This window comes from Rubinisphaera margarita (genome assembly GCF_022267515.1).
Classification (GTDB): domain Bacteria; phylum Planctomycetota; class Planctomycetia; order Planctomycetales; family Planctomycetaceae; genus Rubinisphaera; species Rubinisphaera margarita.
Window position 1 is genome coordinate 118,701 of the sequence record NZ_JAKFGB010000015.1, and the last position, 11,602, is coordinate 130,302.

Consider the following 11,602-nt stretch of genomic DNA (forward strand, 5'->3'; position numbering starts at 1 on the left):
CGAGTCATCACCCAATCTTGGTGCCAGGCCACGCTCGCCGTGGGTATGCTGATGGGATCTGTAAAGCTGTCGCCCGCGTTTTCCTCACCCCCTCTTCTGGCGAGGATGAGAGACCTTTTCGGGTCAACCGGAGCGACTGAGATTTAGAAAGCGGGGAACTGCAATGCGCGACTGGTTCAACTTCCTCTACCATCGCTTTCGGGAGCAGCTCTGGGCGAAGCCTGCGGTGATCTGCGGCCTGTCGGTGATCGTCGTGTTTCTCGCCAAAGCGGCGGATGATACGGGCCTCGGCTCCGTGGCCCCGAATGTATCTGTCGATTCTCTGGAGACGCTGCTGAAAGTGATTGCCGCGAGCATGCTCGTGATGGCCATCTTCGCGGTCGGCTCCATGGTTTCCGCGTTTGCATCCGCGAGCAGCAGCGCTACGCCCCGGGCGTTCCCGCTGATTATCGCCGACGATGTGTCCCAGAACGCCCTCACGGCCTTTATCGGAGCATTCATCTTCAGCATCGTCGCGCTGTTTGCGCTTCAGAATGAATACTATGGTCCAGCAGGCCGGTTCGCCCTTTTGCTGATGACGTTCTTCGTGTTCTCCGTTGTCATTCTCACCTTCGTCTGGTGGGTTGATCGAATCGCTCGCCTCGGTCGGCTCGGTGCCACGATGGATAAAGTCGAGGCGGCCGCAGCAGCCGCGATCCGGCGGCGTCGTCACGCTCCAAGGCTTGGCGGCTCGAAGGTGGTCCCGCGCGATGCGGATGCGATTGTGGTTTACGGCGAGGCGGTGGGCTATGTCCGACATGTGAAGGTGGCCTCGCTGCAGTCCATTGCCGAGGAGCACGAGACCGTTATCGAGGTGGCGGCCCTGCCGGGAACGTTCGCGTCTCCAGCCCGGCCGCTGGCTTATGTCCCGAACCAGGCGGGCATTTCTTCCGAAGTGATGGTCGAGATCTCCGCGGCGTTTGTCATCGGCCGGGATCGGACCTTTGAAGACGACCCCCGCTATGGACTCGTTGTTCTCTCGGAGATCGGCAGCCGTGCGCTGTCGCCCGGCATCAACGATTCCGGATCCGCAATCGGCGTTCTGGGATCGCTCGTGCGACTTCTTGTGCTCTGGGCCGAGCCGGCTGAAAACGACACACCGGACGAACCGCAGTTCACTCGTGTCGCCGTGCCCGAGTTGGATCTCAAAGACATGTTTGATGACGCGTTCACGATGATCGCACGAGACGGAGCCGGTGCGGTGGAGGTGGTTGTCCGGCTGCAGAAAAGCTTCGAGGCACTGGCGTCGGTCGGCAACATGGACGCCCGCCGGGTTTCGCTCATTCACGCCCGACTGTCCGTCGCCCGAGCCGAGAAAGCGCTGGAACTTCCGGAGGATCTGGAAGCCGTGAGAAACGCAGGGCGATTCGCGACGGTCGATTAACGGCGGACCCCTTTGGCTGCGAGCTGCCGGTATCTCTCACGCACTTTCCGACGCACGCGGGAACTCATCAGATCGCGATACTCGTCAATCTCGTGATAGAGTTCCCGGGCCAGTACGGCTCGGGAACGGATCGTCTCCGGGTTCCTGCTGCGGAGTGCGATCGCGACGGAGTCTCCGAAGATCTGAAGCTTTCTGATCAACGTCGCGTGTCGGGAACTGGTTTGAAGGTGCCGGGCATTCATCGCTCTCGCGACCTCAATATCCAGATCGCCCTGCAGAGCAAGGATCGCATCGGCTTCGAACCCGCCGTCCACTTTCCGGGTCTTTCGTCGCCAGAAATAGACCGCGACGCCTGCGATGCTCATCAGGAGCACGAGGATACCAAACGGTTCAAAGAACGGGAGAAAGGGAGACATATCGACTGCGTACCCTGCTGGAAGCGAATATACTACTCGATTGCCGGATGGCCCGGAGGTTTACCTCCGGGTTGCGCAGCAACAAGCGGTTTCCCATAGACGGACTTCGGTCTTGAACGCGTCCCATCCCATGGTAGGCAAGTTGTGTTTTCTAAGGCTTCGCGTCTGCGGTTTACCAACACCGACGGGCGACTGCTTGTGACTTCGTCACCCGGAGGCGAACCTCCGGGCCATCCCGCCATTGAGTACAGGTTCACCAAGTGATTGGACGGATCCTGGAGAGGGATTTGTTGATATCGTAGACTTCCCCTTGGTAGGGGGGGGGTCGAGGAATACATTGAATAGTCAGGCAATGGGATGTACGTGACATTCGTCGTTCAGCCTGTAGGAACTGTGTCGTTGTTGCATGGTCATTGGGTCAGCGCAATGATGGAATCCTTCCAGGTTAAAGATAATCGTTTTTCCGATGCGGCCATCTCGCAGTGCGACACATATTTGCGGATGCAAGAAGGCTTCGTGAATTCTTATGATTGGGTGAAGTTGCAGAGATCACGTTTGTTAATGCTAACTCTTGTTAAATCGCTCCTACGGCGAGCCCCCTGCCTGAATTGCCAGATTGAAATAAATGGCTATCAGGTATTGGTGCTCATCTCGCAGAAAACTATTCAGTTTACATTTGATGAAGATGATTATACGGACAGGGAGGTAGAGGTCATATGCAAGTTCATTTCGAAGTACGACACAAGTCGGGTGCTCGTACGTCGGTGAGGTAGGATGCTCGTACTTCACGTGAGCTGCTCTCATTTTCTTGCCGCGTGATCAGAAGAGCTTTGGGGTGGGTAAATTTCGTCGGATCTTCCAACATGGTTCGCTGAGTACTATCCAGCATTTTTTTGGCCATACTCTTCACATCCAATGCCGAGAGAGTAGAACCACTCTCACAACCCATTCTCACTGAACATTGATCGGGCACGGCGGGATGGCCCGGAGGTTTCGCATTGACGGAATTTTCTCCTGGCGGGGTCCCATCTCATGAGGAAGCAAGTTGTGTTTACCGGTCTCCGCGTCTGCTGTTTGCCAACGGCTACGGGCGACTGCTTGTGACGCAGCAACAAGCGGTTTCCCATTGACGGACTTGGGTCTTGAACGCGTCCCATCCCACGGTAGGCAAGTCGTGTTTTCTACGGCTTCGCGTCTGCGGTTTACCAACACCGACGGGCGACTGCTTGTGACTTCGTCACCCGGAGGTGAACCTCCGGGCCATCCTGCCGATACATCGACACTTACATTCGGGTGTTTGGTCAGCGGCCACCCTTCAATCCGGTGAACCATTGACAAGGCTTTTACTATGCAACTTAGATTTAGTGTGTTAGCTCGCAACAGAGCATTCTCGAAGGCAATGCGACGTGTTCGCACAAAGCTGCAACCATTGATGGATGCGTTTGAAAGCGTTGAATTGGAACACCCAATTCATGAAGCAATACTCGTTGGAATCACTGACGACCAACCCCCAGAGTTCTTTGAAGAAGTCGAAAACAACGACGGCTTCTTTCAAGTGTTGGCTGGTTGTTCACATCGTGGTGGTGACGATGAACTGGCCGAAGATGTATTTGAGGTTCTGCAAAAGGCAATGCGACTCTGCCCCTTCGCCACGCCAGACCACGAGACATTTGAAGCATTGTTTGAGCGATTGCGGCCAACAGTTCTAAGCTAAAAAGCTCACACTGCCTTCGGCGGGATGGCCCGGAGGTTTACCTCCGGGTTGCGCAGCAACAAGCGGTTTCCCATTGACGGACTTCGGTATTGAACGCGTCCCATCCCACGGTAGGCAAGTCGTGTTTTCTAAGGCTTCGCGTCTGCGGTTTACCAACACCGACGGGCCGGGTGCCATGCCCACGCTTGCGTGGGCATGCTTTAAGAGGCCGCCGATGCTCATTGGGACTTGGAGTGATGGTTCGCACTGGCGAGACGCCAGTGGCACCCGACGGATGCCGCCCACTACCCCTTCACCACGAAGTTCACCAGTCGTCCCGGGATGCAGACTGTTTTCACGATCTGCTTGCCTTCGAGTTGAGCCGCGACCGATTCATCGGCTTTTGCGGCCTCTTCCATTGCCTTTGCATCTGAGTCGGCCGGGACTTTGATTTTGGCTCGGAGTTTGCCGTTCACCTGGACCGGGATTTCGATTTCGGATTCGACGAGTTTGGCTTCGTCGAACTTGGGCCAGGCGGCGTAGGCGAGGGAATCGCTGTGGCCGAGGACCTGCCAGAGTTCTTCGGCGAGGTGCGGGGCGAACGGGCTGAGGAGCAGGAGGAACTGGCTCATGGCCGATTTGGGGCGGGGGTTCTGGCCGCTGAATTCGTTCGTGAATTCCATCATGCGGCTGATCGCCGTGTTGAACGACAGCTTCTCGATGTCTTCGGTCACCGCTTTGATCGTCTTGTGGAGCACGCGGTCCTGAGCTTCGGTCGGCTCGACGTCCTTGATGGCCGGGTTGAGCACGACCGACTCGGCGGCGTCGTCGACGATCATGCGCCACACGCGGCCGAGGAAGCGGTAGACTCCTTCCACGCCCGACATGCTCCAGGGCTTCGTCTGTTCGAGCGGACCCATGAACATCTCGTAGAGCCGGAGGGCGTCGGCTCCGTAGTGCTTTACGATGTCGTCCGGGTTGATGACGTTGCCGCGAGACTTTGACATCTTGTGCGCCCGCGAATCGACAACGATGCTGGCGTCGTCTTTGAGAACGAAGTCGTTCCCCTTCTTGGCAACCTGATCATTCTCGATCATCACCGCTTCGAGGACGGCTCCGGTTTCCTTTTCGACGTACTGGCCGTCCTTCTCTTCGACATTGCGAGCCGAAACCCACGGGCGTTGCAGATCGGTGGCGAACTTCTCATCGCGCTGATCGCTGTAGGCCGATTCATCGGCAATGCGATACGCGGTAAGCTCCGCTTCGCCAAGGATCATCCCCTGGTTGACGAGCTTCTGGAACGGTTCGGGCTTACTGAGATGTCCGAGGTCGAACAGCGCCTTGTGCCAGAATCGCGAGTAGAGGAGATGCAGCACGGCGTGCTCGGCTCCGCCGATGTAGCAGTCGACCGGGAGCCAGTACTTTTCCTTCTCGGGATCGATGAAGGCGTCGGTGTTCTTCGGATCGCAGAACCGCAAGTAATACCAGCAGCTGCCGGCCCATTGCGGCATGCTGTTGGTTTCACGGCGGAGACGGGTGCCGTCCGCGGCGGTTTTGTAGAGCCAGCTTTCGGGAGCAGCCGAGAGGGGCGGATCGGGCGTTCCCTTGGGGGCGAAATCGTCCATGTCGGGAAGTGTAACGGGGAGTTCGCTTTCGTCGACGCCGCGAATCATGCCGGTCGGGTTGCCCTGGTCATCGAGTTCATGCCAGATCGGGAACGGCTCGCCCCAGTACCGCTGACGGGAGAAGAGCCAGTCGCGAAGACGATAGTTGACCGCTTCGCGTCCGAGGCCGCGTTCCGCGAGATCGGCGGTAATCTTCTTCTTGAAGTCAGCGGTCGGCGTGCCGTCGTAGTCACCCGAGTTGATGGCGGTGCCGGGATCGGTGAAGCCGATCGGATTGGTCTTCTCATCGGGCGGCTGCACGACAGGAATGACGGGCAGGTCGAATGTCTGTGCGAATTCAAGGTCGCGTTCATCGTGAGCCGGCACGGCCATGATTGCTCCGGTGCCGTAACTCATGAGGACGTAATCGGCGACCCAGATCGGCGTCTCGGCTCCGTTGACCGGATTGAGAGCATAGGCTCCGGTGAAGACACCCGACTTTTCCTTGGCCAGATCGGTCCGGTCAAGATCGGTCTTGCTGGCCGACTTCCGACGGTACTCTTCGACGGCCTCTTTCTGCTCAGCCGTGACGATGCGATCGACAATCGGATGCTCCGGCGCAACGACCATGTAGGTGGCCCCGAAGAGCGTATCGGGCCGTGTGGTGTAAACGCGGAGGACATCGTCGCCCGGTTTGGCCGGGAAGCCGGACGAGGCTCGCTGGCTGAGATATTGATCGGAGGAATCGGCTTTCTTGCCCGGTTCGAGGACGAAGAAATCGACTTCGGCTCCGATGCTCTTGCCAATCCAGTTCCGCTGGAGCGACTTCACCGATTCCGGCCAGTCGAGCGGTTCGAGTTCATTGAGAAGCCGCTCGGCGAAGGCGGTGATCCGCAACATCCACTGACGGAGCTTACGGCGTTCGACCGGGTGGTTGCCCCGTTCGCTCTTGCCTTCTGAAGTGACTTCTTCATTGGCAAGCACGGTGCCGAGAGCCGGGCACCAGTTAACGGGTGCTTCGCTCTGATAGGCGAGGCGGCGTTCGTCCTGATAACTGCGAACGGCGGTTTCGCCCTGCGATTTGACGTCGTCGGGAATCGGAAGATCGGCAATCGGCCGGGCCTTGCCGGTCCGCTTCACGCCATCGGGGCCGGTCCATTCAAAGGTCGGATCGAACCAGGAGTTGAAGAGCTGAAGGAAGATCCACTGCGTCCAGCGGACGTATTCCTCGTCGGTGGTGGAGATCTCGCGGGTCCAGTCGTAACTGAAGCCGAGCATCTGCAGCTGACGACGGAAGTTGTCGATGTTCTTGTAAGTCGTGTCGCGGGGATGCGTTCCGGTTTTGATCGCGTGCTGTTCCGCGGGAAGGCCGAAGGCGTCCCAGCCCATCGGGTGCAGGACGTGCTTGCCCTGATGCCGGGCGTAGCGGCAGATGATATCGGTCGCGGTATAGCCTTCCGGATGGCCGACGTGGAGACCGTCGCCGGAGGGATACGGGAACATGTCGAGGACGTACAGCTTCCCGGCGGAGCCCTCTTTCGGCTGGTCCGGCGTTTCGAAAGTGCGATTCTGGGCCCAGAAGGCCTGCCATTTCGGTTCGATCGAGCTGTGGTCGTAACGGGGCATGAGTCTGAATTCGGCTGTAGGAAGGTGACGAGTCGTCGGGTGGCACGGGCTCCGCCCGTGACGTTCTGCATCGCTCCAGACGGTGTCATCACACGGGCAGAGCCAGTGGCACACATGCGGAGCGGACGGTAACAGTCGCTAGTTTAAGGCGACAACCGCGGCTTGTATACGGTTCGGGAATCCGGCTCGATTCTCCACGAAAGCGTCGCCCGGAAGACTCGTTCGAGGCCACGGCGTACTGAGTTCCCTCGCCCCCGTGGGGGAGAGGGTTAGGGTGAGGGGGAAATGCGGGTGACCTGCTCCACAGGCCGTTGATTCTTCCCGATTGAACCAACCGGGGCTGCCCTCAACGTCATCGCGGCACCGGGCGGCTCTCTTTGAGAGCAGCGACTTCTTCCAGAACGGATTCGTTGTGGTTTTCCGTATCGACATGGTCGACGGAAATCGGACAATAGTGTTAAGGTCTGCGAAAACGGCTTCTCTGCGGTTTCATGCTGAGTCCGCCTTCTTGTGAGTCGCCTTCTGCAAAGCGAACGATGCCATGTCCTGCACCATTCTGACGTTGTCCGACGATCTTCCCGATCTCTCTGAATACAAACCCCTCCAGGTCCGTACGGTGAGGTCTCTGCGAGATGCCGAGGGGCTCATCGAGGCGATTTCCGACTGCGATTCGGTTCTGATCGCCCTGTGTGAGGAGCTGCCCGATCGGGAAACGCTGGCGAACCTGTCGAAGCTCGATGATCACGCCAACGAGCGGGCGGCGATCTGGTGGCCGCATCATGCGAATTCGTTTGCGGACTTCGCGTACCGTCAGCTGGGCGGGCAGATTGCATCGCTGTGGTTGCCGCTCGCGCGGGTCGGCATGGTCATCGCCCCGCACGATTTGATTCTGGAGAAGCTCAAAGAAACCAGATCGGTCCACGCGGCTCTCACCGCGATGCCCTGGCGGAAGACGCTGCCGTTTCCGTGTGCTTCGATCTGCTGGGAGATGAGCGATCCGGAACTGCCGGTGCTGGAGCCCCGATCGAGTCGCTTTCCAGGCGATGATGTGCCCGAACTGCTGCACAATGCCCGGAACTGGCTTCCTGCTCAACTGAAGCGGGACAGCCCCGATTTTCAGGCGGTTATATCAGGACTATTTCAGTGGTTCGACGATCTCGACACCTCGCACAATTATTCGCAGTCGGTTCAGTTCAGCGGGCGGCACAAAGCGGGCGACTACTGGCATGCGATCATGCATCGTCGGGAAGGGGATTACTCGAACTCGAAGTACTGGTTCCGCAACGTGGGACAGCATCCTTTGTATCCGACGCTGGAACGTTACGCGAAGACGCGAAACGACAACCTGTCGCCGTGGTCGCCGCATCGCTTTGTCGATGTCTGTGAGGGCGTGCGGGCTGGTACGCGGGAAGATCTGGCGGCCCGGCAGCTGCAGGGTGTCGAAATGGTTCTGCTTCTCTCACAGACAATTCAGGATGCCGAACACTGATGGGATTTTTCTGGATTCCCGGTGGCGCCTTTGTCGGGCTCCTTGGATTAGCGTATTCCGCATTCCTGATCTGGATGATCTTCGACTGCGCTCTGCGTGATCCCGACCGGGGCATCTGGATCATCGTGATGCTGTTTCTGCAGCCGCTCGGGGCCCTTGTCTACTTCTTCGCCCGGTATGTGCCCCGCAACGACTTCCGCTGGCTGAAGCAGTTTGTCGGTCAGTTTCAGACCCGCGAACTGCGACAGCGGGAAATCGCGGCTCGACAGATCGGGAATCCGTACCACTGGATTCAGCTGGCCGACAAACAGCGGGAGATGCGTCGCTTCGAAGACGCGGCTCAGTCGTATCGCGAGGCGCTCGATCGAGAACCGGAGAACCTGCAGGCGAAGTGGGGACTGGCGATCTGCCTGGAACATCTGAAGCAGCCGGCCGAGGCCCTGCGACAGATCGACGAGATTCTCGCCGAACAGCCGGATTACAAGTTTGGCGATGTCTCTCTGGCTCGCGGGCGACTGCTGATGGAACTCGAACGCTGGCAGGAGGCTCAGCAGCATCTCGCGGCTCATGTCGATCGCTGGCGGCAGCCGGAAGGACTGTATCGACTGGCGCAATGCCTGCATCGATCGGGGAACGACGAGGCGGCTCGGGACCAGGTTCGATCGCTTATCATGGACATCGATGGCAGCCCGGCCGCGATCGCTCGACAGCAGAGACAGTGGAAACGTAAGGGGAAGCAGCTCGAAAAGCGCCTCTCTTAGCAGCATCTCCCCGGAAGTTGCCGTCCGGCCCGGAGAGATCCTTGAATGGCAATTCGCACATGGTATGATTGCAGCCGCCCGGAACCCGCCTCGGATCAATGTGGAAGATCAAGCAGGAACGTTTCGGGGCTCTTGCTCGGATATCACGCCGATCAGGATGACAACCAGCGACTTCACCGCAGGATGCTTAATGGACGCAATGACGAAGGATCGAGTCCTCAGGTACAGTGTCGCCGTTTTCAGCACGGTCATCGCGACGTTGCTGAGAATTGAGTTGGACCCCTGGATTGGCGACCGGGTTCCGTTTGGAACCTATCTGCTTTCCGTACTCCTCACGGCGTGGATGGCCGGCACCGGCCCGGCGGTCTTCTCTCTGTTTCTCGGAATCGTTGCGGCTGCGACGTACATCATGCCTCCCCGGCAGGGGATCGAAGTGACCGATCCGGGAGACATGCTCGCCCTCGGGATTTATGCGACGGTTGGAGCGGCGACAATTTCGCTCTTCTACAGCGTGACGCGACAGAATCGTCTGCGCTGCCGCCACGTGGAACAGATCGAGATTCTCTCGGCGGAACTCCAGATCGCCGATCGACGCAAAGACGAATTTCTCGCTCTGCTCGCCCACGAACTCCGCAATCCGCTGGCGCCGATCCGCAACGGACTGGTGATGCTGCAGCAGGGAGAGATGGCGGAAAAGGAACGGAAGACAGTCCTCAAGACGATCTCGCGGCAGCTGAGCCAGCTGGTCCACATTGTCGACGATCTGCTCGACGTGTCCCGGTTCGTGCACGGCAAGATCCGGCTGGAACTCAAGCACATCGACCTGAGAGAGCTTGTCGAATTCGCGCTGGCCCAGGCGAAGCCGTCGATGGAGGAACGTCATCACAGTGTGCAGGTACTCCTGCCCACCGCCAAAGTGATTGTTGAAGGCGACAGCAACCGGCTCGTTCAGATTATCACCAATCTGTTGACCAACGCCGCCAAGTACACGCCTCGCGAAGGCCGCATTCAGGTCATCCTTGAGAAGGGCAAAGACGAAGCGGTCCTCAAAGTCGTCGATAACGGCATCGGGATTTCGACGGAAATGCAGGAGCACGTTTTTCAGCTCTTCACCCGATCCGATGTCGCTGCGCAGCGGGATCAGGGGGGGCTCGGACTCGGACTCCCGATCGCCCGGCAGTTCGCGCTCATGCACGGCGGACGTCTCAACGTCTTCAGCAAAGGAACCGATCAGGGCAGTCGCTTCGAGTTCGGTATCCCGCTGGTTCACATCCCTGAAGGCAACTGCAATCGGATCGAGCCCGATTCGGCGATCAGTTCGCTGTTCCCGAAGCTGCCCAAACAGGATCCCTCAGAATCCGAGATGGATCAGCACAAGGTGTTGATTGTCGATGACAACGTCGACGCCGCCGAAACGATGGCGAGTCTGCTTTCGTTCTACAACTTCACCGCCGAAACCTGTCACGATGGATTCGAGGCGTTACGGATCGCCAAGTCGTTGCGGCCCGATGTCATTCTCCTTGACATCGGCATGCCTGGCATGGATGGCTACGAACTGGCGCGACGCCTTCGACTCGAGTACGTCGATCAACCGCTGACGCTGATCGCGGTGACTGGTTGGGGCGACGCCCAGGACTTGAGGAAGTCGGAAGAAGCGGGCATTGATCATCATCTCGTCAAGCCGGTCGATCCAGATCGGCTGACCGAGCTGATGCGGCTCGCTCCCGTCGGGCAGGCCTGATCACAATCGCTTGACGTGGATGGCAGCCTCGGGCAAGGTGATACAAACTCTTCACCCGCCCTTTTGAGGAAACGACCATGCGTTACATGCTGCTGTCTGCGATGATTCTGGGACTCGTGACGACCTCTGTGCAGGCTCAAACGTACAAGACGAAGCCGAAGCAGAATCCAGCTTTCGCCGAAGTCGTCGAAGACCCGAGCCTGCCTCGTGTGCTCATCATTGGCGATTCGATTTCCATCGGTTACACGCCGGCTCTCCGCGAGCTGATGAAGGGCGAAGCCAACGTGCATCGCATCCCGACCAACGGCGGTCCGACGACTCGCGGCGTTGACAACATCGAGTCGTGGCTCGGCGACGGCAACTGGGATGTGATTCACTTCAACTGGGGCCTGCACGATCTGGTTTACATGACCAAAGACGGGCAACGGACTGAAGCCGGTGTGGGACAGCATCAGGTGCCCATCGAGCAGTACGAGCAGAATCTCCGCAAGCTCGTCAAACGCCTCAAAGAGACGGACGCCGCTCTGATCTGGCGGAACACAACGCCAGTGCCGAAGGACTCCCGGGGTCGCCTCGAAGGAGAAGAAAAGGCGTACAATGAAGTCGCCGCGAAGATCATGGCCGAGAACGGCATCCCGGTCGATGACCATCACACATTCGTGATGCAGCACATGTCTGAAGTTCAGAAGCCGAAGGATGTGCACTTCACCAGTAACGGGTCCGCACGCCTCGCCGAACTGGCCGCGAAATCCATCCGCAAGGAACTCAAGAAGCAGGACTGAGCGGAAGGCATCTCGGCTTGAAGGGTCCGGCCGTGGTGACGGTCGGACTACCCTTCAGATTCTTATT

General features: G+C 58.6%; 8 protein-coding genes. 6 read left to right on the forward strand and 2 right to left on the reverse strand.

The window, feature by feature from the left end; translation table 11 throughout:
- The first annotated feature begins 163 nt into the window (after positions 1-163).
- Positions 164-1,423 carry a DUF2254 domain-containing protein gene (locus tag L1A08_RS16780; protein WP_238757638.1) on the forward strand — a complete coding sequence of 420 codons (1,260 nt, stop codon included), beginning with the start codon at positions 164-166 and terminating at the stop codon, positions 1,421-1,423.
- Here L1A08_RS16780 and L1A08_RS16785 read toward each other — a convergent pair.
- Positions 1,420-1,839 carry a hypothetical protein gene (locus tag L1A08_RS16785; RefSeq protein WP_238757639.1) on the reverse strand — a complete coding sequence of 140 codons (420 nt, stop codon included), beginning with the start codon at positions 1,837-1,839 and terminating at the stop codon, positions 1,420-1,422. The genes L1A08_RS16780 and L1A08_RS16785 overlap by 4 nt on opposite strands.
- 1,432 nt (positions 1,840-3,271) lie before the next feature.
- On the opposite strand from L1A08_RS16785, the gene L1A08_RS16790 reads away from it, so the two are divergent.
- Positions 3,272-3,553 carry a hypothetical protein gene (locus L1A08_RS16790; RefSeq protein WP_238757640.1) on the forward strand — a complete coding sequence of 94 codons (282 nt, stop codon included), beginning with the start codon at positions 3,272-3,274 and terminating at the stop codon, positions 3,551-3,553.
- A gap of 284 nt (positions 3,554-3,837) precedes the next feature.
- Here the strand turns inward: L1A08_RS16790 and leuS are convergent, their stop codons facing one another.
- Positions 3,838-6,762 (reverse strand): leucine--tRNA ligase, encoded by a 2,925-nt coding sequence (gene leuS, locus L1A08_RS16795; protein WP_238757641.1) that lies wholly within the window; start codon positions 6,760-6,762, stop codon positions 3,838-3,840.
- A gap of 541 nt (positions 6,763-7,303) precedes the next feature.
- Here leuS and L1A08_RS16800 point away from each other — a divergent pair.
- From L1A08_RS16800 to L1A08_RS16815, 4 genes are all read left to right on the forward strand, one after another.
- Positions 7,304-8,251: a hypothetical protein gene (locus L1A08_RS16800; RefSeq protein ID WP_238757642.1), complete on the forward strand. Its 948-nt coding sequence runs from the start codon at positions 7,304-7,306 to the stop codon at positions 8,249-8,251.
- On the forward strand, positions 8,251-9,012 hold the full coding sequence (locus L1A08_RS16805) for a tetratricopeptide repeat protein (protein ID WP_238757643.1): 762 nt from the start codon (positions 8,251-8,253) through the stop codon (positions 9,010-9,012). Before L1A08_RS16800 ends, L1A08_RS16805 begins: the two co-directional genes overlap by 1 nt.
- A gap of 190 nt (positions 9,013-9,202) precedes the next feature.
- Positions 9,203-10,753: an ATP-binding response regulator gene (locus L1A08_RS16810; RefSeq protein ID WP_238757644.1), complete on the forward strand. Its 1,551-nt coding sequence runs from the start codon at positions 9,203-9,205 to the stop codon at positions 10,751-10,753.
- A gap of 77 nt (positions 10,754-10,830) precedes the next feature.
- The gene (locus L1A08_RS16815; RefSeq protein ID WP_238757645.1) at positions 10,831-11,535 is read left to right on the forward strand and encodes an SGNH/GDSL hydrolase family protein; all 705 of its coding nucleotides are present in this window, start codon (positions 10,831-10,833) and stop codon (positions 11,533-11,535) included.
- Positions 11,536-11,602: the final 67 nt, after the last annotated feature.

What these genes read in the sequence shown, in the direction of transcription:
- L1A08_RS16780 (WP_238757638.1), top strand. Translation starts at nt 164, where the DNA reads ATGCGCGACTGGTTCAACTTCCTCTACCATCGCTTTCGGGAGCAGCTC.
- L1A08_RS16785 (WP_238757639.1), bottom strand. Translation starts at nt 1,839, where the DNA reads ATGTCTCCCTTTCTCCCGTTCTTTGAACCGTTTGGTATCCTCGTGCTC.
- L1A08_RS16790 (WP_238757640.1), top strand. Translation starts at nt 3,272, where the DNA reads ATGGATGCGTTTGAAAGCGTTGAATTGGAACACCCAATTCATGAAGCA.
- leuS (WP_238757641.1), bottom strand. Translation starts at nt 6,762, where the DNA reads ATGCCCCGTTACGACCACAGCTCGATCGAACCGAAATGGCAGGCCTTC.
- L1A08_RS16800 (WP_238757642.1), top strand. Translation starts at nt 7,304, where the DNA reads ATGTCCTGCACCATTCTGACGTTGTCCGACGATCTTCCCGATCTCTCT.
- L1A08_RS16805 (WP_238757643.1), top strand. Translation starts at nt 8,251, where the DNA reads ATGGGATTTTTCTGGATTCCCGGTGGCGCCTTTGTCGGGCTCCTTGGA.
- L1A08_RS16810 (WP_238757644.1), top strand. Translation starts at nt 9,203, where the DNA reads ATGGACGCAATGACGAAGGATCGAGTCCTCAGGTACAGTGTCGCCGTT.
- L1A08_RS16815 (WP_238757645.1), top strand. Translation starts at nt 10,831, where the DNA reads ATGCGTTACATGCTGCTGTCTGCGATGATTCTGGGACTCGTGACGACC.